The 24,558-nt window shown below is 58.9% G+C and carries 19 protein-coding genes; 12 read left to right on the top strand and 7 right to left on the bottom strand.

Annotated elements, in window-relative coordinates; all coding sequences use genetic code 11:
• Positions 1–6: 6 nt before the first annotated feature.
• Complete coding sequence (locus tag ACYZTZ_RS20875; protein ID WP_461999579.1) at positions 7–4,143, bottom strand: CheR family methyltransferase; 4,137 nt, start codon at positions 4,141–4,143, stop codon at positions 7–9.
• A 203-nt stretch (positions 4,144–4,346) separates the two neighbouring features.
• Between ACYZTZ_RS20875 and ACYZTZ_RS20870 the strand changes: the two genes are divergently transcribed.
• The 4 genes from ACYZTZ_RS20870 (at position 4,347) to ACYZTZ_RS20855 (ending at position 9,526) form a co-directional block, all read left to right on the top strand.
• On the top strand, positions 4,347–5,951 hold the full coding sequence (locus tag ACYZTZ_RS20870; RefSeq protein ID WP_461999578.1) for a response regulator: 1,605 nt from the start codon (positions 4,347–4,349) through the stop codon (positions 5,949–5,951).
• Positions 5,948–6,640: a sensor histidine kinase gene (locus ACYZTZ_RS20865; protein ID WP_461999577.1), complete on the top strand. Its 693-nt coding sequence runs from the start codon at positions 5,948–5,950 to the stop codon at positions 6,638–6,640. Before ACYZTZ_RS20870 ends, ACYZTZ_RS20865 begins: the two co-directional genes overlap by 4 nt.
• A gap of 202 nt (positions 6,641–6,842) precedes the next feature.
• Positions 6,843–8,084: a glutamine synthetase family protein gene (locus tag ACYZTZ_RS20860; RefSeq protein WP_462000692.1), complete on the top strand. Its 1,242-nt coding sequence runs from the start codon at positions 6,843–6,845 to the stop codon at positions 8,082–8,084.
• A gap of 71 nt (positions 8,085–8,155) precedes the next feature.
• Positions 8,156–9,526 carry an MFS transporter gene (locus tag ACYZTZ_RS20855; protein ID WP_461999576.1) on the top strand — a complete coding sequence of 457 codons (1,371 nt, stop codon included), beginning with the start codon at positions 8,156–8,158 and terminating at the stop codon, positions 9,524–9,526.
• Between the two features lie 72 nt (positions 9,527–9,598).
• Here the strand turns inward: ACYZTZ_RS20855 and ACYZTZ_RS20850 are convergent, their stop codons facing one another.
• The 4 genes from ACYZTZ_RS20850 to flgA all read right to left on the bottom strand — a co-directional run bounded on the left by ACYZTZ_RS20850 (position 9,599) and on the right by flgA (position 12,208).
• On the bottom strand, positions 9,599–10,345 hold the full coding sequence (locus ACYZTZ_RS20850) for a flagellar brake protein (protein ID WP_223432459.1): 747 nt from the start codon (positions 10,343–10,345) through the stop codon (positions 9,599–9,601).
• Between the two features lie 92 nt (positions 10,346–10,437).
• Entirely contained in the window at positions 10,438–10,905 is a 468-nt protein-coding gene (locus ACYZTZ_RS20845) for a flagella synthesis protein FlgN (protein WP_056743324.1), read from the bottom strand.
• Between the two features lie 48 nt (positions 10,906–10,953).
• Complete coding sequence (flgM, locus tag ACYZTZ_RS20840) at positions 10,954–11,280, bottom strand: flagellar biosynthesis anti-sigma factor FlgM (protein ID WP_033055236.1); 327 nt, start codon at positions 11,278–11,280, stop codon at positions 10,954–10,956.
• 166 nt (positions 11,281–11,446) lie between these two features.
• The gene (gene flgA / locus ACYZTZ_RS20835) at positions 11,447–12,208 is read right to left on the bottom strand and encodes a flagellar basal body P-ring formation chaperone FlgA (protein ID WP_461999575.1); all 762 of its coding nucleotides are present in this window, start codon (positions 12,206–12,208) and stop codon (positions 11,447–11,449) included.
• 82 nt (positions 12,209–12,290) lie between these two features.
• Here flgA and ACYZTZ_RS20830 point away from each other — a divergent pair, with 82 nt between their 5' ends.
• The 6 genes from ACYZTZ_RS20830 to flgE all read left to right on the top strand — a co-directional run bounded on the left by ACYZTZ_RS20830 (position 12,291) and on the right by flgE (position 17,412).
• Positions 12,291–13,223 (top strand): chemotaxis protein CheV, encoded by a 933-nt coding sequence (locus ACYZTZ_RS20830; protein ID WP_008147956.1) that lies wholly within the window; start codon positions 12,291–12,293, stop codon positions 13,221–13,223.
• A gap of 46 nt (positions 13,224–13,269) precedes the next feature.
• Positions 13,270–14,097, top strand: coding sequence for a protein-glutamate O-methyltransferase CheR (gene cheR / locus ACYZTZ_RS20825; protein WP_056743318.1), 828 nt, complete (start codon positions 13,270–13,272; stop codon positions 14,095–14,097).
• A gap of 365 nt (positions 14,098–14,462) precedes the next feature.
• The gene (gene flgB, locus ACYZTZ_RS20820) at positions 14,463–14,870 is read left to right on the top strand and encodes a flagellar basal body rod protein FlgB (RefSeq protein WP_461999574.1); all 408 of its coding nucleotides are present in this window, start codon (positions 14,463–14,465) and stop codon (positions 14,868–14,870) included.
• Between the two features lie 3 nt (positions 14,871–14,873).
• A complete protein-coding gene (gene flgC / locus ACYZTZ_RS20815) occupies positions 14,874–15,317 on the top strand; it encodes a flagellar basal body rod protein FlgC (RefSeq protein WP_007937507.1) in 444 nt (147 codons plus the stop codon).
• 15 nt (positions 15,318–15,332) lie between these two features.
• The gene (flgD, locus tag ACYZTZ_RS20810; RefSeq protein ID WP_056743314.1) at positions 15,333–16,055 is read left to right on the top strand and encodes a flagellar hook assembly protein FlgD; all 723 of its coding nucleotides are present in this window, start codon (positions 15,333–15,335) and stop codon (positions 16,053–16,055) included.
• Positions 16,056–16,086: 31 nt separating this feature from the next.
• The gene (gene flgE, locus ACYZTZ_RS20805) at positions 16,087–17,412 is read left to right on the top strand and encodes a flagellar hook protein FlgE (RefSeq protein ID WP_056743312.1); all 1,326 of its coding nucleotides are present in this window, start codon (positions 16,087–16,089) and stop codon (positions 17,410–17,412) included.
• A gap of 251 nt (positions 17,413–17,663) precedes the next feature.
• Here flgE and ACYZTZ_RS20800 read toward each other — a convergent pair whose 3' ends face one another.
• Positions 17,664–20,558, bottom strand: coding sequence for a ribonucleoside-diphosphate reductase subunit alpha (locus ACYZTZ_RS20800; protein ID WP_008147967.1), 2,895 nt, complete (start codon positions 20,556–20,558; stop codon positions 17,664–17,666).
• 739 nt (positions 20,559–21,297) lie between these two features.
• Between ACYZTZ_RS20800 and ACYZTZ_RS20795 the strand changes: the two genes are divergently transcribed.
• Positions 21,298–22,011 carry a response regulator gene (locus ACYZTZ_RS20795; protein WP_046046510.1) on the top strand — a complete coding sequence of 238 codons (714 nt, stop codon included), beginning with the start codon at positions 21,298–21,300 and terminating at the stop codon, positions 22,009–22,011.
• The gene (locus tag ACYZTZ_RS20790) at positions 22,008–23,618 is read left to right on the top strand and encodes an ATP-binding protein (protein WP_461999573.1); all 1,611 of its coding nucleotides are present in this window, start codon (positions 22,008–22,010) and stop codon (positions 23,616–23,618) included. Before ACYZTZ_RS20795 ends, ACYZTZ_RS20790 begins: the two co-directional genes overlap by 4 nt.
• A gap of 126 nt (positions 23,619–23,744) precedes the next feature.
• On the opposite strand, the gene ACYZTZ_RS20785 is transcribed toward ACYZTZ_RS20790, so the two are convergent.
• Complete coding sequence (locus tag ACYZTZ_RS20785) at positions 23,745–24,470, bottom strand: 4'-phosphopantetheinyl transferase family protein (RefSeq protein ID WP_461999572.1); 726 nt, start codon at positions 24,468–24,470, stop codon at positions 23,745–23,747.
• Positions 24,471–24,558: the final 88 nt, after the last annotated feature.

Raw genomic sequence — 24,558 nt, 5'->3', positions numbered from 1 at the left:
TCTGCCTCAAGTCTGGGAGCGTCGCAGAGCCTCAATGGTTTCGATCAGATCATCGTAGGACACCGGTTTTCCAATGTGCTGGTCAAAGCCCGATTGCCGTGACTTTTGGATATCGCTGTGGGCGCCATAGCCGGTCAGCGCAATGGCCGGTACATCCTTGACCAGTGGCAACTGACGCAAGGCGCTCATCAGCTCGTGGCCGTTCATGACCGGCATGCCCAGATCAGAAATGATCAGGTCGAAGCGCGTGCTTTTTGCGGCATCCAAAGCCGCCACCGGACGGTCGAACGCAATCACTTGCGCGTCTTCCATTTCCAGCAGCATTTTCAAGGTTTCCAGTACATCGGCGGAGTCGTCGACCAGCAGGATCGTCAAACCGCTCAGCCTGCCAGAGGATTCTTCGACCTGGGTCGGGGATTGCGGCTCATCTTTGGTGTGGGCCAAGGGCAGGTAAACCGTGAAGGTACAACCTGTTCCCACCCCGGCAGAGTTCACCTCAACCGTTCCCCGTTGGGCCTCGGTCAACTGGCGGACCAGTGACAAGCCGATCCCCAGCCCTTCACGGTTGTGGCTGACGTGCTGCTTTTCAGCCTGGCCGAACAGGTCGAACACGTGATCGAGGTTCTCGGGTGCGATGCCTGCACCGTTGTCTTTGACGTCCAGCCGCGCCATGTTTCCAACCTGGCTGGCGATCAATTGCACGTGGCCGTTGGAGGGTGTGAATTTCAGCGCGTTATTCACCAGGTTCCAGATAATTTGCTCCAGGCGCGTCGGGTCGGCATGGACCATCAAGGCGTCTGAAGGCACGAGCAGTTCGACGGTGGCGTCGTGTCGGTCGCTGAGCACGACGGCATGAATGTCGCGCAACACACCGCCCAGATCCACAGCAATTGGTTTCAGTTTGAGTTTGCCGGTACGGACCCGGGCGACATCCAGCAGGTCATCGATGATCCTTGCCTGGCTGTTGACGGCGTCGCAGATGGTGTTGACGGCCTTGGCGGCCGGCGCCACCGACTTGGTCACCGGCAAGCGACGCAGCAGTTCTGCATTGAGCTGAATCAGGTTCAGCGGATGCTTGAGTTCGTGGGACATGACCGCGAAGAATTCATCCTTGAGGTAATTGGTGTTGCGCGTTTCGGCCAGTTGTTGGCTCTGTTCTTCATGCTGGCGTTTATGGCCGGTCAGGTCGCGGGCGATTTTGACGTAGCCTTTGAGATTGTCGCCGCTGAGCAAGGTCACCTCGCCGCTGCAAAAGAAGCGGCTGCCGTCCTTGCGCAAGTGCCAGCGCTCATCTTCGCTGCGACCATGGGTGCGCACCGCCAGCAGTTCGTTGTCAGGCACGCCGGACGCACGATCTTCAGGCGAGAAAATGAAGTCGTAATAGGCGCCCTCGGCCTCGGCCTTGCTGTAGCCGAAAATCAGCTCGGCGCCTTTGTTCCAGGTGGTGATCACGCCCTGCTCATCGAGGGTGATGATGGCGTAGTCGCGAGTGCTTTCAGCGACCAGGCGCATGCGTTCTTCGCCCAGTCGCAGCTCTTCTTCAGCCGCACGACGTTTGGTGATGTCGATGAACGTCAGCACGGTGCCGTCGATGTGGTCTTCGCTGGAACGATAGGGCAGCAGGCGGGCGATGTACCAGCGGTTGTCGGTGCTGCTGACTTCGCGTTCGATCATGTTCAGCGATTCGAACACCTGCGCCGCGTCTCCCACCAGGTTCTCGTAATGCAGGCGATGGGTAATGTCGAGCAAGGAACGCCCGGTATCCACCGGCAACATGTTGAAGATGTCAGTGGCGCGCGGGGTGAACCACTTGATGCGCATGCCGCGATCGACAAACACCGTGGCGATGTCAGTGGAGGCGATCAGGTTGGTCAGGTAGTCGTTGATCTTGTCGGTTTCTTCGACTTTGGTTTTCAGCTCGTAGTTGACCGTCAGCAGCTCTTCGTTGATCGACTGCAGCTCTTCCTTGCTGGTCTCCAGTTCTTCGGTGGCCGAGCGCAGTTCTTCGTTGATGGCCTGCATTTCTTCGTTGGAAGCCTTGAGCTCTTCGCTGGAGACTTCCGATTGTTCGATGGTGTCCTGCAAGTGCAGCTTGGTGCGTTGCAGATCGCGCTCAAGGTTGGACAGCACCTGGCTTTCGGTCTGGAGCACGGTGGTGGCCGCTCGTTCGGCAGGGTCGACTTCGACTTCCTCGAAAATCACCAGGACGTATTCGCCGTCCGATTCTTCATCCTTGTAGGGATGCGCGACCAGATCGATCAGGTAACTGCGCTCATCACGCTTGATCGGCACTTCGCGGGACTTGACCGGCAGGCCGCTCTGCTGGACCTGGAACAACGTGGTGCGGATTTCCAGGCGCAGTTCCGGAAGAATCAGCGTCAGCAAGTTACGCGACAATTCGCCGCCAACATGACGCAGGAAGCGCCCGGCACTCTCGCTCATGTGCAGGATATCGGCGTTGGCATCGACGATCACGCTCGGTGGTGCAGACTGTTCGAGGGCGCGTTGATGGATATCGCCAAATGACAATTTGCGCGGCGCGCTGCTTTGCGGGACCTGTTGGGACGTGTTGGTCCGCACATAACCTCCACGCGGCATGGTCGGTGTGCGCCGACTGTTGGCCGTGCCGGTCTTGGCACGGAAGATCCGGTTGCGTTTATCCACTGGGGCGAACAATTCGTGGCACGCGTCCGCGCTCTCGGAAGAGCCGAGGAACAGGAAGCCGCCGGGACGCAGGGCAAAGTGGAACATCTGGAGGATTTCGCGTTGCACTTCGCGATCCAGATAGATCAGCAGGTTGCGGCAAACAATCAGATCGATCTGCGAGAAGGGCGGGTCGGACAACAGGCTGTGTTTGGCGAACAAGACCTTTTCGCGGATCTCCTTGCGGATCCGATAGTGATCGTCTTCCTTGATGAAATAGTGGCGCAGCCGCGAAGGTGGCACATCGGTGATGATCGCTTGTGGATACAGGCCGGTCCGGCCGACGCTGATGGCGCGCTCGTCGATGTCGGTGGCAAACAGCTGCATCGACGCCGCGCTGGCGTCCAGTTGCAATTGATCGTTGAGCAGCATGGCCAGGCTGTAGGCTTCTTCGCCCGTAGAGCAGCCCGCGGACCAGACGCGGATTTCTTCTTTCTCGGGTTGTGCGGACACGACAGCGCTGACCAATTGCGGCACAACATCTCGTTCGAGGGCTTCGAAAGCCTCCCTGTCACGGAAGAAATTGGTCACGCCGATCAGCATGTCGCCCAGCAGCGCCTTGGTTTCTTCGGGGTTGTTCAGCAGATACTGGTAATAGGCGCTCAGGTCCGGCTGGCCGGTCACCTGCATCCGGCGTTCGATCCGGCGCAACACGGTGGCGCGTTTGTAGTGTTTGAAGTCATGGCCGGTACCGGTGCGTAACTGAATCAGAACGTCACGCAGCACGTGTTCGGCAAGTGCCGCGTCACGTTCGGACACCGCAGCAATGCTTTGCAGTTCCGGATCGTTGGCGGTGGGCAAACAGATTTCCCTGGAGTTGCGCCAAAGCTCCAGAAGCTTTTGCGGCATTTCCACCACGGGCAGCACCAGGTCAACCATGCAGGTTTCGATGGCGGCGCAAGGCATGCCATCGAATTCGGCGTCTTCCGGTGCCTGAGCCAGCGTGATACCACCTTGTTCCTTGATCCGTGACAAACCAACCGCGCCGTCCGAGCCGGTTCCCGACAACACCAGACAGAAGGCGCGCTCGCGGTGCACATCGGCCAGGTCGCGGAAGAACAGATCGATGGACGCGTGGCGACCTTCGCTCGGGTCTGTGGCGCTGACCTCCAGAAAACCATCGTTCATTGTCAGCCGTTGCGCCGGTGAAATGACGTACACCCGGTTTTTCTCGATGGCCACCGTTTCGGTCACTTGCAGAACCGGCATCCTGGTCGATTCCTGGATGATCTTGTCAGCGATGCTTTGGTGATCGGGCGACAGATGGAGAATGATCACGAACGCCATGCCATTGTCTTGAGGCATGTTTTCAAAGAACAGTTTGATCGCTTGCAGCCCGCCCGCCGACGCACCGATGCCCACCACCGGAAAGTCCAGGGTGCTGGGGCTCAGGGCCTTTCGCTCAGGAGCAAGGGCCGAGTGCTTGGGAGTGGTGGTCATAACGCTTGCCTTTGGCGAGGGGGAACGCCTCGAATTCAAGTGGGGTGTACGTGCGTTCTAATAAGTCAGGATAATCCTGTTTTTTGATAACTCCTTCAAATATTTAGCGCGTACTAAACGGCATGACTTCTCAAGGGAACACCACTACTGGCCGATAACCCGAACAGTCATGGTCTTCTTCTTAAATTGCCTGGAAATCTTCGATGCTGTCGTATCACCAAAAGCGTTTTTTGATCGTCGATGATTTCTCGGATTTCCGCAGTTCCGTCAGGTCCATGCTGCGCGAGCTGGGCGTCAAGGATGTTGACACCGCCGACACCGGCGAACAGGCGCTGCGTATGTGTTCGCAGAAGGCCTACGATTTCATCCTGCAGGACTTTCACCTGGGCGACGGCAAGAAGAACGGTCAGCAGGTGCTTGAAGACCTGATGATCGAGAAGCTGATCAGCCATGAGGCCGTGTTCGTCATGGTCACCGCCGAGACCAGTCAGGCGATGGTGCTCAGTGCGTTGGAACACGAACCCGATGCGTACCTGACCAAACCGTTCAACCGTTCCGGCCTGGCTCAACGGCTGGAGCGGCTGGAGCAACGCAAGACCTTGCTCAAGCCGATTCTGCAGGCCCTTGACCGGGGCAAACCGGTTGAAGTGCTCAATGCCTGCATCGCCTTGTGCAAACAAGACATCCGCTACTCGCCGTTGTGCCTGCGCTACCGCGCCGATGCCTTGCGCGACCTGAATCAGAACGAGGCGCTGGAGCGTCTCTACGACAGCATCATTGCTGATCGACCGTTGCCGTGGGCGTTTGCCGGCCTGGGCAAATTGCTGTTCAAACGTGGCCAGGTCGGTCAGGCCAAAGGCATGTATGAAAAAGCCCTGAAAGTGTTCCCGATGATGCCGGCGCTCTACGACGGCATGGCTGATGTGCTGGTCGCCGAAGGCGACACCAAGGCGGCCCAGCGTGTGCTGGAAGAGGCGATCCGCTTGTCGCCGCTGGCGGTGCGTCGGCAAGCGCAGCTGGGCAAGTTGGCGATGGCCAACGAAGATTTCGACACCGCCTCCAAAGCCTATCGTCAGGCCGTGGCGCAGGGCGCACAGTCACGTTTCAAGGATGCGGAGAGCAACCTTGGCCTGGCCCACGCATTGATCAGCAAAGGCAGCGAAAAAGGCCTGGATACCCGGACTCGACTGGAAATCAACACGACGCTGAGTGCGGTGGCCAAGGAAAACCCTTCCGACCCGGGTCTGCAGATTCGTGCGCGATTGATGAAAGCCACCAGCCTGCTGCTCAACGATGCCGAAACTGCCGAGAAGCTCACCGAACAGGCGATGATGCGCCTCGATGGCATGGAACAGTTCATGAGCGCCGAAGCGGCGCTGCTGGTGGCCAAGCAGCTGCAGATGCTCGGGCAGGCCAGCGCCGGTGCCTCGATGTTGAAAAACTGCGCAGAAATCTACGGCGATGACCCGACGGTGATGAAGGGCATCGCCAAGCTGACCGACGATCCGACCATCCTCAACTCCGGCAACGCCGCTGCCGACCTCAACCGTCAGGGCGTGCGGGTGTACAAGACCGGCAACCTGGTGGAGGCGCGGCAGGTGTTCCGCAAAGCCCTGGCGCTGCAACCCAAGAACATCAGTATCGCGCTGAACATGGCCCAGTCGCTGCTGCACGGCACCGACACCAATGTCCCTTCGGCGGAGCTGGAAGAATGTCGGACGTGCCTGAAAATGGTCGGCCTGATGCCCGACTCCGATGCGCGTTTTCCCCGTTATCAGAAGTTGCGAAGCAAGGCGTTTGGCGAATGAACAACAGCGAACAGGCACTCGATTTTTCCACGGTGATTGCCTCCACCGTGCACGACATGAAGAACTCCCTGGCGATGCTGATGCAGGCCCACAGCCAATGGCTGGCGCGCTTGCCGGATCCGCAGCAGCACACCCCGGAGCAGGGCGTGATCGAATTCGAATTCGCGCATCTCAATGGCATGCTGGTGCAGTTGCTGGGGCTGTACAAACTCGGCGTCAACCAGATGCCGGTGCAACCGGCCTACCATGAACTGGATGACTTCATCGAAGCGCAATTGGCTTGCCACCAGGACGTATTTGCCAGTCGCGGCATCATGGCGACCTATGAAGTGGACCCGTTGAGCCCTCTGGGTTTCTTCGACCGGGAGCTGATTGCTTCAGTGCTGGGCAACAGCATCAACAACGCCATTCGTTACGCCCGCCACGCGGTGTTGATCAGTGTCAGCGATGAAGCGGGGCAACTGGTGCTGACCGTCAACGACGATGGCGAGGGTTATCCACCCGAGATGATCGAGCGTCAGGCCGATTACGTGCAGGGCATCAACCACAGCAGCGGAAGCACTGGCCTGGGCCTGTACTTTGCCGGGCGGATTGCCGCTCTTCATCAGCGCAACGGCGTGGGCGGACGCACCGAAATCAGCAATGGTGGCCCGCTGGGTGGCGGGGTGTTCAGCCTCTATCTGCCCTGACCGGTTCTTTTTGTTGGCCGTTGCTTGATATTCCGAACAGGCGGAGCCTATTTTGTACGGGTCGCCGTTCGCGGCTCGCACAACAACAAAGGATTGCGTCATGACAACCGATGGCCATCGCTCACTCGCACAGCGATTGACGGGCATTGATGAGATTGAATGTGTCACGCCGGATTTGAATGGCGTACCCCGTGGCAAGGTAATGACCGCCGAAGGCTTTCTCGAGGGGCGGCGTTTGCAGATGGCGCGGGGAGTGCTGCTGCAATGCATCATGGGCGGATATCCGCCAGCGCGCTTTTACGGCAGTGATGATGGCGACTTGGCGCTGGTGCCCGACCCGGCGCAGATCCATCGCTTGCCGTGGAGCCAGCAGCCGCGAGCCTTGGCCATTTGCGATGCGGACGAGCTGACTGGCGAAAGCTCGTCTCTGTCGACCCGCGGCCAACTCAAAGCCGTGATCGCGCGTTACGCGGCCCTCGGCCTGGCGCCGGTGGTGGCGACCGAGCTGGAATTTTTTGTCTTCGCACCCAATACCGACCCGACTCAACCGTTCCAGCCGCCGCTGGGCCTGGACGGTCGTCGCGAGGACGGTCAATCGGCGTTCAGTATCAGTTCCAATAATGGTTTGCGGCCGTTCTTCAGTGAAGTCTACGCCTGCATGGCGGCCCTGGGCTTGCCGCGCGATACCTTCATGCACGAGATGGGCGTCAGCCAGTTCGAGATCAACTTGCTGCACGGCGATCCGCTGCTGCTGGCCGACCAGACACTCCTGTTCAAACATCTGCTTAAAGAAGTCGCGCTCAAGCATGGCCTGACCGTGGTTTGCATGGCCAAGCCGCTGGCGCACACGCCGGGCAGTTCGATGCATATTCACCAGAGCATCATCGAGATCGGCAGCGGGCGTAACGTGTTCAGCGACAAGGCTGGTGAGCCGACCGCGACCTTCCGTCATTTCATCGCGGGTCAGCAGGCCGGCATGGCGGATTTCACCGCGTTGTTCGCACCGAACGTGAACTCGTATCAGCGCTTGTGCCATCCGTATGCGTCGCCGAATAATGCCTGCTGGTCCCACGACAATCGCGCGGCCGGATTGCGTATTCCGGCCAGTTCGCCCGCCGCTCGTCGGGTCGAGAACCGTTTGCCGGGGGCTGATGCAAATCCTTACCTGGCGATCGCCGCCAGCCTTGCCGCAGGGTTGTATGGCATTGAACACAAACTGGAGCCGAGCGAGCCGATCCAGGGTGAATTCGAAGTACCGGACAATCTTTCGTTGCCGTGTACCTTGCATGCGGCTCTTGAGCGTCTGAAACGTAGCCAATTGGCGAAGGAACTGTTCGGCAAGGAGTTCATCGAAGGCTACATCGCCTCGAAGACCATGGAGTTGACCAGCTTCTTTGATGAAATTACTCCCTGGGAACGGCGTGTTTTAGCGGCCCAGGCCTGACGCCCCGTCGACATCAGGCTATCGTTTGTCGGTAGCCTGAAACTCACTGCAAGGAGCCGCTCGGAACGCCGATGCGCCAAATCTGGAAACCCTTTCGAGCGCTTTATTTTGCCTCGCTGATGATGTTGATCGGCTCTGGCCTGTTGAGTACTTACCTGGCCTTGCGCCTGGCCGCCGATCACGTCGACAGCCTGTGGGTCGGTGCGTTGATGGCGGCCAACTATTGCGGCCTGGTGCTGGGTGGCAAGATCGGCCACCGGCTGATTGCCCGGGTCGGGCACATTCGCGCCTATTCGGCCTGCGCCGGGATTGTCGGCGCGGCGGTGCTGGGCCATGGCCTGGTGGACTGGTTGCCTGCCTGGATCTTCCTGCGGGTCATCGTCGGCCTCGGCATGATGTGCCAATACATGGTCATCGAAAGCTGGCTCAATGAGCAGGCCGAAGCCTCGCAGCGCGGAACGGTGTTCAGCGGCTACATGATCGCCTCGTACCTGGGACTGGTGCTGGGTCAGTTGATTCTGGTCATGCACCCGGGCCTGGGCCTTGAACTGCTGATGCTGGTCGCCTTGTGCTTCGCGCTGTGCCTGGTGCCGGTGGCCCTGACCCGGCGGATTCACCCGGCGCCATTGCACCCGGCCCCGATGGAGCCGCGGTTCTTCATCAAGCGCGTGCCGCAGTCGTTGAGCACGGTGCTGGGGGCGGGGCTGATCATCGGTTCGTTCTACGGTCTGGCACCGCTATATGCCTCACAGCAGGGGTTGTCCACGGAGCAGGTCGGTCTGTTCATGGGTAGCTGCATTTTTGCGGGGTTGCTGGTGCAATGGCCGTTGGGCTGGCTGTCCGACCGTTATGACCGGGCACTGTTGATTCGCTGTTTTGCCCTGGTCCTGGCGCTTACCGCGTTGCCGTTGGCAATCATGCAGCAGGTACCGCTGGAGATTTTGTTTATCACCGGATTCTGCTGTTCGCTGGTGATGTTCTGCCTGTATCCGCTGGCGGTGGCGTTCTCCAACGACCACGTCGAGGGTGATCGCCGGGTGTCCCTGACAGCGATGCTGTTGGTGACCTACGGTGTTGGCGCCAGTATCGGACCGCTGGTGGCCGGGGTGCTGATGAAGCTGTTCGGCAGCCACATGCTCTATGCCTTCTTCAGTTTCTTCGCGTTGGTGCTGGTGTGGCGGATTCGCCCGAAAGCGGTGACCAACCTGCATGTGGTGGACGATGCACCGCTGCATCACGTCGCCATGCCGGACAGTATGTCGAGTTCGCCGTTGGTGGCTTGCCTTGACCCGCGGGTCGATGAGCAGGTGGTTCAGGATCAGATGCAGAACCCGATCAACCCTGAGCCGGACCCGGAACCTGAATCAGAGCCCGAAACCGATCCGCCACCCGAAGACCCTGATGCACCTCGCGAACAAAGTTTTACCGAGGCCAGGCCATAACGCATAAAAACAACGCATAAAAAAACGGGCAGTCACCGCAAGGGGCTGCCCGTTTTCTATTGAAGCGTCTTATTACATGTCGTCTTTGTCGAAGCGCCGCGCTTCGCGCTGAAGCTGATAGACGAACCGCTCGACCTGCCGTTGCACCAGCCCGCTCATGTTGTGAAAGCGTACGCCGGCGAAGGTGGTGGAGATCCTTTCTTCAAAGTGCAGGTAACGCAGCTCGACCGGTGCCGTCATGTTGCCAAAAGGCAGGGCGGCGATGAAGCGGTCATAGACCTGGCCCAGTTGCAGGCTGCCCGTGATGTCGCCTTCGAAGCGCAACTTGCAACCGGTGGCAGAGATGTCCAATAGCTTGCCGCTGATCGGCGACTTGAGTTTTTCACCGCCCAGATCGACGTTGACCAGTTGTGCCAGCTTCAATGCTGCGCGGAATGCATTACGACGCTGGTGGTAAACCACCTCGGCGGGCAGGGCGCCACGGTAGCAGCGACCACCACCGGATTCGTCGATGGTCAACGGGCCGTTGCTTTCCCAGGCAATGCGCACGCCGTCGTGAAAACCTTCGACCTTGAACGGTTCGCCGGCGAGCAGGAAGCGTTCACCATCGCGGGGAATCATTTCGTCCAGGGCAATCATGTTGCTGTCACGGTCAATGTCCACCAGATAACTCTGGAAGCGCTGGCTGCGCTCATGGAACGTGATGATCAGCGGATCATGGCTGTCTTGCAGCTGGCGCAGGTTGCCGGAGATCTCCAACGGCGTGGTGAGCACCTTGGGTGGCTGCGGAGCATCTTCCGCGCTTAAGGCATTGAACACGGTTCATCAATCTCCAGACAAAATATGACTACGGCTGGCCAGCATATTGCCAGCAAGTTTCGCGTCTTGATAGTGCGCGCTTTTCAGCAGGCTCAAGCCTGACTGAGCGGGCGTGGCTTCGCAAGCATGGAGGTTGATCCGCGTGCATCATAGAGCGCTGGCGGCTCGCCGCCGTTGAGGATTTTCAGCTGATTGGCCGTCGAGGCCTGTTGCACCAGGATCGACTGGCCATTCTTGACGTTGGCCGCCTGGCACTGAGCCAGAAGATCGGTCAATACATCGCTCTGTTCCAACAGCTGATTGCCAATACTCGAATGGCTGGCAAGTTGCTCCAGGCCGTTGCGGTTGGTCGGCAGGTTGAGGCTGGCGAGGATTTCACTGCGCTTGCGGCCATGCTGATCGAGCAAAATGATCAATGCCTGTTTCTGCGCCAGAATTTCTTCGAGCAGTGGCATGTCGCGACCGTGCAAGGCGAGGGACTCGGTTTGCAGTAACTCCAGCAAGTGCTGTGCCGGGGCGAAATCGTCGGTGATCAGTTGCAGTAAATTAGTGTCGTGCATGGCTGGCCTTGGGTTTTAAGCGTCCAAAAGCCTGGCGCAGGCCTTGGCCTAGCGCTGGGCTTCGAAGTTGAGCAGTTTGCTGGCTACACGGTTGCTGTCGACTTTGTAGCTGCCATCGGCAATCGCTGCTTTCAACTCGGCCACGCGGGCGTTGTCGACGGCAGGCTGATCGCGCAGCTTGTCAGTGACCTTCTGCAACTGTTGAGCCTCATTGCTGAGATGTACCGATTCCCCGCTTTTGACGGTACTGGCCTGTTCGGCCGGGGTATTCAGCGGTGCGGGTTTGCCGGCTTCGACGGTCTCCTTCGCGGTGCTGGTACGTGTACTACCGGTAAGTGACGAGGAACTGTTTAAACGGCTGAAATCGATGACCATGACAAAAAACCTCTGGGTATTTGGACGCTTGCCATGTTTTCGGCCATACCCGGAAAAACTTTAGGCCCAATTATCAATGAGCTTGCGCGCGTCAGCGCTTGCCCTGCATAGGGCACAGTCTAGGGAACAGTCGAGTGGCGCGCCACATCTTCACAAACAGAGAGTTCTACATGGCCACTTCCACCTGGCCGGGCGCGGTGACTTGCGCCTTGATGACCCGCTGGGAGTTGAGGTTTTTCACCCGAATCTGTTCGCGCAAGCCGCCGTTGGACAGCGCTTCACCCGGCATGCGCACGCTGAGCGTTCCACTGCGGGCGGTAATCACCACCTGGTCGCCCTTGCTGATGACTTCTGCCTGTTCCATGTGCACCAGGGTCATGACCTGGTCGGCGACCATTGGTCGGGTAAGTTTCTGCCCGATCGCCTGGTCGACGGAAGTCAGGTAACCCTGGTTGATCAGACTGATGTCACGCTCGCGCAGGTTCACATCCTGGGGCTCGACGATACCGGCGCGCCGCAGCGCACGGGTGGTGGTCACAATGTCGCGAAACAGGCGCACTTGAGCGGGTACGAAGACGGTCCAGGGGGATGTGCCTTCGCAAGCAACCTTGACGGTAACCCGCCCCAGCGGCCTTGCCGGACTCTCAAGCGTGGCTGTCAATTCCTTGTCGCACATGGGCATGCGCAGCCGTGGATCGAGTTGCTTGACCTCGATCTCGTAGCGGCCTTCCGTTTGACTGGTGGCCAGATAGTCTTCTACGGTGAATTCAAGAAAGCCCTGAGTGACGCCGATAAGCATGTCAGGCAAGGTAACCGCGTCAGCAAGGGCAGGGCAGCCAGCGTTGAACAGGCAGACAGCCGACACCGCGCAAAGCAATCTGCGGGCGTTTGATGTCAGGCGTCGGAAAAATGTCGGTTCTGTGTTCATAAGAGTTAAAAAGCAAGCGCCGTGCCGTTTAGTGATGAATGCGCGTCGCAACACACTTAAGCGTTGGTGTAGGAGTCTGTGCATGGCTGGTGTAATGGATGCGGTAAACCAGCGCACGCAACTGGTAGGGCAGAATCGCCTTGAGCTGTTGTTGTTCCGTCTCGACGGCCAACAGCTGTATGGGATCAACGTGTTCAAGGTTCGGGAGGTGCTGCAATGCCCCAAACTGACGCTGATGCCAAAATCCAGTCCTGTCGTGTGCGGTGTGGCGAATATTCGGGGGGCGACCATTCCGATTCTTGATCTGGCCATGGCGACCGGTTCCGGTGCGCTGAAAGATCAAAGCAATCCCTTCGTGATCATCACGGAGTACAACACCAAGACTCAGGGTTTCCTGGTGCGGTCAGTGGAACGCATCGTCAACATGAACTGGGAGGAGATTCATCCGCCACCCAAGGGCACGGGACGCGATCATTACCTGACGGCTGTGACTCGGGTCGACAATCAGTTAGTCGAAATCATCGACGTCGAGAAAGTGCTGGCAGAAGTGGCGCCGACACCGGAAGCGATTTCCGTCGGCGTGGTGGATGTCGAAACCCAGCACAAGGCGCTCTCTTTGCGAGTGCTGACGGTCGATGACTCGTCGGTGGCGCGCAAGCAGGTGACCCGTTGCCTGCAGACGGTCGGTGTCGAAGTGGTGGCGTTGAACGACGGTCGGCAAGCGCTGGATTACCTGCGCAAGCTGGTCGACGAGGGCAAGAAGCCGGAAGAAGAGTTCCTGATGATGATTTCCGACATCGAGATGCCGGAGATGGACGGGTACACCCTCACGGCCGAGATCCGCAACGACCCTCGCATGCAAAAGCTTCACATCATCCTGCATACTTCGTTGTCGGGTGTATTCAATCAGGCGATGGTCAAGAAGGTCGGTGCCGATGACTTTCTTGCCAAATTCCGTCCTGATGACCTGGCATCCCGGGTAGTCAACCGGATCAAAGCAGCAGACATCAGCTAGGGGCCTTTTGCCCCTAACGGTTAATACGATTTAAGAGGCGGCATCTTTGTCTACGGGTAATTTGGATTTCGAACAGTTCCGGGTCTTCCTGGAAAAAGCCTGTGGCATTTTGCTCGGTGAAAACAAGCAGTACCTGGTCTCGAGCCGTCTCAACAAACTGATGGAACAGCAAGGCATCAAGTCCCTGGGTGAGCTGGTCCAGCGCATCCAGACCCAGCCGCGCAGCGGTTTGCGCGAGATGGTGGTGGATGCCATGACCACCAACGAAACCCTGTGGTTTCGTGACACCTATCCGTTTGAAGTCTTGAAGAACAGGGTGCTGCCGGCAGCGATCAAGGCCGCCCCTGGCCAGCGTCTGCGGATCTGGTCGGCGGCCTGTTCGTCGGGTCAGGAACCGTATTCGCTGTCGATGTCGATCGATGAGTTCGAGCGCGTAAACATGGGCCAGTTGAAGATGGGCGTGCAGATCGTTGCCACCGACCTGTCCGGTACCATGCTGACCAACTGCAAGACCGGCGAGTACGACAGCCTGGCCATCGGCCGTGGCCTGTCGCCCGAGCGCCTTCAACGTTACTTCGACCCGAAGGGGCCGGGGCGCTGGGCAATCAAGGCACCGATCAAGAGCCGGGTGGAGTTTCGCTCGTTCAACCTGTTGGACAGCTACGCAGCCCTGGGCAAGTTCGACATCGTGTTCTGCCGCAACGTGCTGATCTACTTCTCCGCCGAGGTGAAGAAGGACATCCTGTTGCGCATTCACAGCACGTTGAAGCCAGGCGGTTATCTGTTTCTTGGTGCTTCCGAGGCGCTGAACGGTTTGCCGGATCATTACCAGATGGTCCAGTGCAGCCCGGGGATCATTTACCAGGCGAAGTGATTCGTTGGCGTCATCAAAAAAGCGGGAGTCCTCAGGGGCTCCCGTTTTTTTTGCCTGATGATTTCCCCCAAACACCCCAATTCCCTGTGGGAGCGAGCTTGCTCGCGATGGCGTCGGATCAGTCGACATCTTCATTGCCTGATCCACCGCTATCGCGAGCAAGCTCGCTCCCACAGGGGCAGGTGGTGCTCTCCCGGCCGGGATAAGCGGCAGAAAAGCGGCAGGCGGCGGAAATCGGTTGCCGCTTTTCTGGCATTGCCACATTGCCACTGCCCGCAAAGCCCCTGTTTACGGGCTTTTTTCAATTGGCACGACGCTTGCTATGTCCCTGTTACGAAAAATCAGGTCACCCGAAGGTTTCCGACATGAGCATCAGCTTCGATAAAGCGCTCGGTATCCACGAACAAGCCCTGGGCTTCCGCGCTCAGCGTGCCGAAGTCCTGGCCAACAACATCGCCAATGCCGACACCCCGAACTACAAGGCTCGGGATCTGGACTTCTCGAAAGTGCTCGCCGAGCAGAACGAGAAGACCAAGAGCGGCACTTTCGCCTTGAACATGACCAACAGCCGTCATATCGAAGCCGAAGGCCTGGGTAATGGCGACGAGTCGCTGCTGTATCGCACGCCGATGCAACCGTCGATCGACCAGAACACCGTGGACGCCCAGCTGGAACAGTCGAACTACGCGGAAAACGCGGTCGGCTTCCAGGCCAGCTTCACCCTGCTCAACAGCAAATTCAAAGGGCTGATGTCAGCCCTTCGTGGAGAGTAAGTCATGTCTCTATCCAGTGTTTTCAACATTGCCGGTAGCGGCATGAGTGCCCAGACCACTCGCTTGAACACCGTCGCCTCGAACATCGCCAACGCCGAAACCGTCTCGTCGAGCATCGACCAGACCTACCGTGCACGGCACCCGGTATTCGCCACCATGTTCCAGGGTGGCCAGAGCGGTGGCAGCGACTCGCTGTTCCAGAACCAGGACGCGGCCGGTCAAGGCGTGCAAGTGCTGGGCGTGGTCGAGGACCAGAGCAACCTTGAGGCGCGCTACGAGCCGAACCATCCGGCGGCTGACGCCAAGGGCTACGTCTACTACCCGAACGTCAACGTGGTGGAAGAAATGGCTGACATGATTTCCGCGAGCCGTTCGTTCCAGACCAACGCCGAAATGATGAACACCGCCAAAACCATGATGCAGAAGGTCCTGACCCTCGGTCAGTGATAAGGGGCGACTCAGATGAGTGTTACCGATACCACCAGTGGCATTAGCCTCAAGGACATCCTGGCCAACTCCTCGATCAAGACCAGCACCACGACGGATGGCCTGACGTCGGCGACGAACAGCGCCACCGGCAAAAAGGCCCTGGGCAAGGACGCGTTCCTGCAGTTGCTGGTAACGCAACTGAAAAACCAGAACCCGCTGGAACCGCAGGACAACGGCGCGTTCGTCGCCCAGTTGGCCCAGTTCAGTAGCCTGGAAGGCATCACCACGCTTAACGACACCGTCAGTGGCCTGGCGAGCAATTACAACTCGTCCCAGGCATTGCAGGCGTCGTCGCTGGTCGGACGTTCGGTTATTGCACCGACCGACAAGGCGGTGGTCGATACCTCCAAGAGTTTCAGCGGCACCATTGCCGTACCGGCGTCGGTGGACCCGGTCAAGGTCAAGATCACCGATACCGATGGCAAGGTTGTCCGCACGATCGACCTGGCCAGCCAGAAAACCGGTACTTCCAGTTTCATCTGGGACGGCAAAAACGACGCCGGCGAAGTGGCCACGGCGGGTACCTATACCTTCGGCGCTACGGCGACCTACGACGGCAAGGCGACCTCGCTGGTGACGTACCTGCCGGCCACCGTCAACAGCGTGACCATCAGCCAGACCGGCGGTGAGTTGATGCTCAACCTGGCCGGGGCGGGCAGCATCGCCCTGTCCAAAGTACAAACTATTGGTATGTAGAGCCGACTAACACGGCACAAAGGAGTGGAATATGTCTTTCAATATCGGCCTTAGCGGTCTCTATGCGGCCAACAAACAACTGGACGTGACCGGCAACAACATCGCCAACGTCGCGACCACCGGTTTCAAATCGTCCCGTGCGGAATTCGAAGACGTTTACTCGGCCACCAAGCTGGGTACCGGCAGCAAAACCATCGGTAACGGCGTGCGCCTGTCCAACGTTTCCCAGCAGTTCACCCAGGGCGACGTCAGCAACACCGGCAACGTGCTGGACATGGGTATCAATGGTTCCGGTTTCTTCGTGCTGAGCGAGAACGGTTCGATGTCCTACACCCGTGCCGGTACGTTCAAGGTCGACAAGGACGGTTACGTCACCAATAGCGATGGCTCTGCGCGTCTGCAGGGTTATGGCGTGGATGCCAATGGCAAGATCCTCAATGGTGTTTTGACTGACCTGCGCATCGATACGTCGAACCTGGCGCCAAAAAACACCTCCACGGTTTCGTCGACGATCAACCTGAACTCCACAGCTCCCATCATCAACCAGACTACCAATCCGTTTGACCCGTCCAAGGAAGCGTCTTTCACCAAGCAGTTCAGTACCCCGATTTACGATACCCAGGGTAACCAGCACATCATGGATCAATACATGGTCAAGACTGCTGACAACACCTGGAAGACCTACACCCTGATCGAGGGTCGCAACCCGGATGGCAGCGATCCTACTCTTGCCGCTTCCCTTCCGGTCGCTTCGACCATGAACTTCGACAGCTCCGGCAAGCTGACTTCGGTCACCACACCGGTTGTTCCAGCGACCGTTCCGCCATCCGTGGTAACCAGCCCTGACCTGCAGGTCACCGGCTGGGTTCCGGGTACCGTGACCAATGGCGTGTGGAAAGCCAACGGCGCTGCCTCCGGCGTCGTTACGGTCTCCATGGACAAAACCACGCAGTACAACGCTGACACCGCGCGTTCGATTCCTTCGCAAAACGGCTACGCCACCGGCCAGATCACCAACCTGACCATCGATACCAGCGGTGTGATGCTCGCCAACTTCAGCAACAGCCAGACCAAGGCCATCGGTCAGATCTCGCTCGCCAGTTTCACCAACGAACAAGGTTTGCAGCCTGTAGGCGGCACCAGTTGGAAAGAAACCTATTCGTCGGGTATCCCGGGCTACGATGCGCCGAACACCGGTACCCTGGGCGAGATCCACTCCAACTCTCTGGAAGAGTCCAACGTCAACCTGACCAATGAACTGGTCGACCTGATCAAGGCGCAGAGCAACTACCAGGCGAACGCCAAGACCATCTCCACCCAGAGCACCATCATGCAGACCATCATTCAGATGACCTGATGCGGGTTGGCGGATAGCGCTGCACAAAGAGCCCCTCAATCGAGGGGCTTTTTTATGGCTGGCAAAAAGATCGCAGCCTCGTTTCACTCGACAGCTCCTACAGGGGACCGCTATTTTTTGTAGGAGCTGTCGAGTGAAACGAGGCTGCGATCTTTTGATCTTGAAAGGCAGGCAAAAGAAAACCCCCGACAATCCAGAGGACCGATCGGGGGTTATCCAGGTAAGCGCCTTTCAGCGCTCACCGGCTCAGCTTATTGGCAAGCTTCGCAATCCGGCTCGTCGATGGCGCAAGCCTTTGGCACTGGAGCAGGGCCGGCAGGCGCTGCCAGGACCGAATCTTCACCGTGGTTGCCGCCGCTGGAAACAGCGTTCAGCTTGCCGGTGTTGATGGTCGACTTCTCGGTGCTGGTCGCGGCCAGGGCACGGAGGTAGTAAGTGGTTTTCAGGCCACGGTACCAGGCCATGCGGTAGGTCACGTCCAGCTTCTTGCCCGATGCGCCAGCGATGTACAGGTTCAGCGATTGAGCCTGGTCGATCCACTTCTGGCGACGGCTTGCCGCGTCAACGATCCACTTGGTGTCCACTTCGAAGGCAGTCGCGTAGAGCTCTTTGAGTTCTTGCGGGATGCGCTCGATCTGTTGCACCGAACCGTCGTAGTACTTCAGGTCGTTGATCATGACCGAGTCCCACAGACCGCGAGCTTTCAGGTCGCGAACCAGGTACGGGTTGATCACGGTGAATTCGCCCGACAGGTTCGATTTCACGTAGAGGTTCTGGTAGGTCGGTTCGATCGACTGCGATACGCCAGTGATGTTGGCGATGGTCGCGGTCGGTGCGATGGCCATGATGTTGGAGTTACGAATGCCTTTCTGAACACGAGCACGAACCGGTGCCCAGTCCAGGGATTCGTTCAGGTCAACGTCGATGTACTTCTGGCCACGTTGCTCGATCAGGATCTGTTGCGAATCCAGCGGCAGGATGCCTTTGGACCACAGCGAACCCTGGAACGTCTCGTAAGCGCCGCGCTCGTCGGCCAGGTCGCAGGAAGCCTGGATCGCGTAGTAGCTGACCGCTTCCATCGACTTGTCGGCGAACTCGACGGCAGCGTCGGAACCGTAAGGAATGTGCTGCAGGTACAAAGCGTCCTGGAAGCCCATGATGCCCAGACCGACCGGACGGTGCTTGAAGTTGGAGTTCTTCGCTTGTGGCACCGAGTAGTAGTTGATGTCGATAACGTTATCGAGCATGCGAACGGCGGTGTTCACGGTGCGTTCCAGCTTGGCGGTATCGAGCTTGCCGTTGGTGATGTGGTTCGGCAGGTTGATCGAGCCCAGGTTGCAAACGGCGATCTCGTCCTTGTTGGTGTTCAAGGTGATCTCGGTGCACAGGTTCGAGCTGTGAACCACGCCGACGTGCTGCTGCGGGCTGCGCAGGTTGCACGGGTCTTTGAAGGTCAGCCATGGGTGGCCGGTTTCAAACAGCATGGACAGCATTTTGCGCCACAGGTCTTTGGCCTGGATGGTCTTGAACAGCTTGATCTTGCCCGGGTACTCGGACAGGGCTTCGTAGTACTCGTAACGCTCTTCGAAGGCCTTGCCGGTCAGGTCGTGCAGGTCTGGCACTTCGGACGGCGAGAACAGGGTCCACTTGCCGTCATCGAAGACGCGCTTCATGAACAGGTCAGGGATCCAGTTGGCAGTGTTCATGTCGTGGGTACGACGACGATCATCACCGGTGTTCTTGCGCAGCTCGATGAACTCTTCGATGTCCATGTGCCAGGTTTCCAGGTAGGCACACACAGCGCCTTTGCGCTTGCCACCCTGGTTAACGGCAACGGCGGTGTCGTTCACTACTTTCAGGAACGGAACAACGCCCTGGGATTTGCCGTTGGTGCCCTTGATGTACGAACCGAGTGCACGAACCGGGGTCCAGTCGTTGCCCAGGCCGCCCGCGAATTTCGACAACATGGCGTTGTCGTGGATCGCGTGGTAGATGCCCGACAGGTCATCCGGCACGGTGGTCAGGTAGCAGCTCGACAGCTGTGGACGCAGGGTGCCGGCGTTGAACAGGGTCGGGGTCGACGACATGTAGTCGAAGGACGACAACAAGTTGTAGAACTCGATCGCACGGTCTTCTTTGTTCTTCTCTTCGATTGCCAGGCCCATGGCCACGCGCATGAAGAAAATCTGCGGCAGTTCGAAGCGGATACCGTCCTTGTGGATGAAGTAACGGTCGTACAGGGTTTGCAGGCCCAGGTACGTGAACTGCTGATCGCGCTCGTGGTTGATCGCCTTGCCGAGTTTTTCCAGGTCGAAGGTGGCCAGGACCGGGTTCAGCAATTCGAATTCGATACCTTTGGCGATGTACGCAGGCAAGGCCTTGGCGTACAGGTCGACCATTTCGTGGTGGGTCGCGCTTTCGGCGACTTCCAGGAAGCTCAGGCCTTCGGCACGCAGGGTGTCCATCAGCAGGCGGGCGGTCACGAACGAGTAGTTCGGCTCACGCTCGACCAAGGTGCGGGCGGTCATCACCAGGGCGGTGTTGACGTCGGTCAGGGCCACACCGTCGTACAGGTTTTTCAGGGTTTCGCGCTGGATCAGGTCGCCGTCGACTTCTGCAAGGCCTTCGCACGCTTCGGTAACGATGGTGTTCAGGCGACCCATGTCCAGAGGCGCAAAGGTGCCATCGGCGCGGGTGATGCGGATCGACGGGTGAGCGTTGACCGCTTCTTCGGCCGGAGCGTGGGCGGCGCGTTCTTTCGAACGACCGTCACGGTAGATCACGTAGTCGCGGGCCACTTTCTGCTCGCCGGCACGCATCAGGGCCAGTTCGACCTGGTCCTGGATTTCTTCGATGTGGATCGTGCCGCCCGAAGGCATGCGACGCTTGAAGGTCGCGGTGACTTGTTCGGTCAGGCGGGCAACGGTGTCGTGGATTCGCGACGAAGCGGCAGCGGTGCCGCCCTCAACTGCGAGAAACGCTTTGGTGATAGCGACGGTGATCTTGTCATCGGTGTAAGGAACGACAGTGCCGTTACGCTTGATCACGCGCAGTTGGCCAGGCGCGGTGGCGGACAGATCCGAAGTCGAATCTGCGGCCTGCGGCAAGGTGCCCTGCGGGTTCTCGCGAGTTGTGTCGGTTTGCATGGGGGGTTGTCTCCACATTCTCTATGTTTGTTTGGGCACCATCACGGTGCCCACCGTTCCGTCCTGAAGCACTACAACCGGCGAGGGGCCGGGCATACCAACTTCGGGACAGATCAGGAAGGGGCAATTGGGGCGCCGCTTCCATGCCGAAGTCTTTGGTCCCAGGCCTTGAACCTGAAACCGGGATCCTTTTGGGTGACAGTAATTGACTGCAACACCCGTACCGTTAACGCCGTTTTCGGCTCAAAAACAGTAGCCATCCGCACGCGCGGTTTGGTCTTTCAAAAATACGTTTGGTTCAACCGGAAAGAGGCAATAAAAGCGCTTGAAATCGGTGTCCGGTTTGTGTTTGGTTTTTGGCGTAAAACCCTACATGTAGGGTTTTTTTCGCGCCGAGGTACAAGATAATGCGTTTTGGAGGGTGTTGCAACGTACTACCTGTGGATAAACCTGTGCGTAAATTGTGTGTGAAACGTAGAACGAGCGTGTAGGCCGCGACCTAGCTGGAGCGGACCGTTTTTCACTGATTTTCAATGATTGAAAACGGTCATTTGGATTTTTAAGGGCGCGAACCCTATCACAAAAAACCGCGTTGTCCGAACGCATTTACCGGCTTGTGTTCTCGGCGGGCGACGTTTATACAATCGGCCAGTGCGTACGCATTCTTATCCTCCCCAATCATTACAAAAAGACGGGCGGATCCTTCCTTATTAAGTGTTGTTGGCAAGCAGAGGTCACCGTGGAGCAAGAAGCCTGGCAGGTATTGATTGTCGAGGACGACCAGCGTCTGGCCGAACTGACCCGCGACTACCTGGAAGCCAATGGTCTGCGCGTATCGATCGAGGGCAACGGCGCCTTGGCTGCGGCACGGATCATCAAGGAGAAACCGGACCTGGTGATCCTCGACCTGATGTTGCCGGGCGAAGATGGCCTGAGCATCTGCCGCAAGGTTCGCGACAAGTATGACGGCCCGATCCTGATGCTCACCGCCCGCACCGACGACACCGATCAGATTCTTGGCCTGGACCTGGGCGCCGACGACTACGTGTGCAAACCGGTTCGCCCACGTCTGCTGCTGGCGCGCATCCAGGCCTTGCTGCGACGCAGTGAAACCCCTGAAGTGGCGCCGGAAAAACAACGGCGTCTGCAGTTCGGTCCCTTGGTGGTCGACAACGCATTGCGTGAAGCCTGGCTGAACGACAACGGCATCGAACTGACCAGCGCCGAGTTCGACCTGCTCTGGCTGCTGGTGGCCAACGCCGGACGCATCCTGTCCCGGGAAGAGATTTTCACCGCGCTGCGTGGCATCGGCTATGACGGCCAGGACCGTTCCATCGACGTGCGCATCTCGCGCATTCGCCCGAAAATCGGCGATGACCCGGAGCATCCGCGGCTGATCAAGACCATCCGCAGCAAAGGTTATCTGTTCGTTCCGGAAGCCTGCACGCTGTGAACTCGATCTTCCTGCGCATTTATGGCGGCATGTGTGCGGCGCTGATTCTGGTCGCGGTACTTGGCGTGCTCGCGTTGCACCTGCTCAACCAGGTGCGCGGCGAGCAATACCGCGAACGCCTGGCCCACGGCACGTTTTCGTTGATGGCCGACAATCTGACCCCGATGAACGAAACCGAGCGCCACCGTGCCTTGCTGGTGTGGGAGCGGTTGCTGGGGATTCCTCTGGCGCTGAAGACCTTTGCCCAAACCGACCTCGACCTCACCCAGCGCACCCGCGTGCTGCGCGGTCAGGCGCTGGTGGAACAGACCGGTCCGCACGCGGCGAAGGTGTATCGACTGGTCAGCGACAAGGAACAGCTGGTGCTGACCGGCGAAGTCCAGCAGATCAGTGAACAACTGGCCCGGGCGACTATTTACCTGTTGGCCGACGAACTGGTGCGCTACCCGGTGGCTGAGCAACCCGAGCGCCTGGCGCAGTTGAAGCGCGATAAAGGGTTTGGTTTCGACTTGCGGCTGGTGACGATCGAACAGGCGGACATGGACGAGGACCAGAGTCGCCGGGTGTCCGAGGGTGACACGGTGATGGCGCTGGGCAAGGGCGGCGATTCGATCCGGGTGTTTGCCGGCATGGTCGGTACGCCGTGGGTGCTGGAAATCGGCCCGTTGTATCAGATGAATCCTTATCCGCCGGAATGGCTGGTGCTGATCGCCGCCCTCGGTTTGAGCCTGATCGGTTTGATCGTCTATTTGTTGGTGCGCCAACTTGAGCGTCGTTTGCGTGGCCTGGAAGCGGCCGCCACGCGCATCGCTAAAGGCAGCCTGGAAACCCGCGTGCCGGCACGCGGCGCGGACTCGGTGGGACGGCTGGCTTCGGCGTTCAACGGCATGGCCGAGCACTTGCAGCAGTTGCTGGCGATTCAGCGTGAGCTGGTGCGCGCCGTGTCTCATGAGCTGCGCACACCCGTGGCGCGGTTGCGTTTTGGCCTGGAAATGATCGGCTCGGCCACCACGCCGCAAGCGTTGGAAAAATACTGTGAAGGCATGGACCACGACATCGAGGATCTCGATCGACTGGTGGACGAGATGCTCACCTACGCACGATTGGAGCAGGGTTCGCCGGCGCTGAATTTTCAGCGGATCGATCTGGATGCGTTGGTCAATCAGGTGATCGAAGAACTGGCGCCGTTACGCGCCGAGGTCACAGTACAGCGCGGTTTGTGCCTGTCTGCCTCGGACAACGACGACGCCTGGGTCGAGGCCGAGCCGCGTTACCTGCACCGGGCATTGCAGAACCTGGTGAGCAACGCCATGCGCCACGCCCAATCACGGGTGACCGTCAGCTATCAGGTTGGGCAGCAGCGCTGTCGAGTGGATGTCGAGGATGACGGGCCGGGCGTGCCGGAAACGGCCTGGGAGAAGATTTTCACACCGTTCCTGCGCCTCGATGACAGCCGTACCCGCGCTTCGGGCGGGCATGGGTTGGGGTTGTCCATCGTGCGGCGAATCATCCATTGGCATGATGGCCGGGCGTTGATCAGCAAGAGCAAAAGCCTGGGCGGGGCGTGTTTCAGCCTGAGCTGGCCGAGGAATCAGGAGAAACGTTGAGATATGTGGTGAATGATCCACCGCCTTCGCGAGCAGGCTCGCTCCCACACTGATCTATGCCATACCGAAGATCCCCTGTGGGAGCGAGCCTGCTCGCGAAGAGGCCCGAATCAGCGCTGCATAAATTCAGGCCTTGATACTGACCAGACTCAACAACTGCCCATCCACCACCCCAAACTGCGCATCCAGCTCAGTGCCATTGCGCCACTCGCTGGACAGATCTGTCAGCAGCCGCAGCCGCACCTCACCGCTTTCGGCCCACTCCAGAACTTCGGCATGTTCAAAATAAAAGCGCTGCTGAACGATCGGATACAGCGCTTTGAACAGGCTTTCCTTCACCGAAAACGTCAGGGTCACCAGCATCGCCAACTGATCGCGACGGCCAGCGGCCATGCGTTGCAACTCGGGCGGGGTGAGGATTTCCCCGGCCAGTCGCTCGGCCCGTTCAGGGTTGAGCAGGTTTTCCAGGTCCATCCCCAGGCCGCGCCAGTGGGTTTTCTTCGCGACAATCGCCGAGGCCCGGCCGGTGCTGTGGGTGATCGAGCCCGTGATGTGTGTCGGCCACACCGGTGCCCGGTCCTCGCCGATGGCCGGGATGAAGCTTAGCCCTTCCAACTGTTGCAACGCCGCCCGAGCGCAAACCCGCCCGGCGAGGAACTCAGCCTGACGCTTGGCGACCGAACGCTGGATGGTGGGCGGCGGCTCGATGGCGCTGCGCTGGAAATCATCGCTGGCCAGTTGCGAGGTATCGAAGTGAGTGCTCAACAGCACCGTATCGGGCAGCGCAAACGGCAGCGGCCAATGGGCATCGAGTGGAGTGCAGCAGACGGGGAGGGCGGGGGCGCGATTCATGTGGGGCATTTTGCCGGGTTGCCTTGGGGCTGGGTAGTCTTGACGTTAGACCGAGGTGTTGCCATTCGCGAGCAAGTCGGATCGCCGC

The organism is Pseudomonas sp. LB3P58 (assembly GCF_054897895.1).
The sequence above is the reverse complement of the archived record's forward strand: the minus strand, read 5'-3'. Positions and strand labels throughout refer to the sequence as shown.

Coding starts and splice junctions, on each gene's coding strand:
- ACYZTZ_RS20875 (WP_461999579.1), bottom strand. CDS start 4,143: ATGACCACCACTCCCAAGCACTCGGCCCTTGCTCCTGAGCGAAAGGCC.
- ACYZTZ_RS20870 (WP_461999578.1), top strand. CDS start 4,347: ATGCTGTCGTATCACCAAAAGCGTTTTTTGATCGTCGATGATTTCTCG.
- ACYZTZ_RS20865 (WP_461999577.1), top strand. CDS start 5,948: ATGAACAACAGCGAACAGGCACTCGATTTTTCCACGGTGATTGCCTCC.
- ACYZTZ_RS20860 (WP_462000692.1), top strand. CDS start 6,843: ATGACCGCCGAAGGCTTTCTCGAGGGGCGGCGTTTGCAGATGGCGCGG.
- ACYZTZ_RS20855 (WP_461999576.1), top strand. CDS start 8,156: ATGCGCCAAATCTGGAAACCCTTTCGAGCGCTTTATTTTGCCTCGCTG.
- ACYZTZ_RS20845 (WP_056743324.1), bottom strand. CDS start 10,905: ATGCACGACACTAATTTACTGCAACTGATCACCGACGATTTCGCCCCG.
- flgM (WP_033055236.1), bottom strand. CDS start 11,280: ATGGTCATCGATTTCAGCCGTTTAAACAGTTCCTCGTCACTTACCGGT.
- flgA (WP_461999575.1), bottom strand. CDS start 12,208: ATGAACACAGAACCGACATTTTTCCGACGCCTGACATCAAACGCCCGC.
- ACYZTZ_RS20830 (WP_008147956.1), top strand. CDS start 12,291: ATGGCTGGTGTAATGGATGCGGTAAACCAGCGCACGCAACTGGTAGGG.
- flgB (WP_461999574.1), top strand. CDS start 14,463: ATGAGCATCAGCTTCGATAAAGCGCTCGGTATCCACGAACAAGCCCTG.
- flgC (WP_007937507.1), top strand. CDS start 14,874: ATGTCTCTATCCAGTGTTTTCAACATTGCCGGTAGCGGCATGAGTGCC.
- flgD (WP_056743314.1), top strand. CDS start 15,333: ATGAGTGTTACCGATACCACCAGTGGCATTAGCCTCAAGGACATCCTG.
- flgE (WP_056743312.1), top strand. CDS start 16,087: ATGTCTTTCAATATCGGCCTTAGCGGTCTCTATGCGGCCAACAAACAA.
- ACYZTZ_RS20800 (WP_008147967.1), bottom strand. CDS start 20,558: ATGCAAACCGACACAACTCGCGAGAACCCGCAGGGCACCTTGCCGCAG.
- ACYZTZ_RS20785 (WP_461999572.1), bottom strand. CDS start 24,470: ATGAATCGCGCCCCCGCCCTCCCCGTCTGCTGCACTCCACTCGATGCC.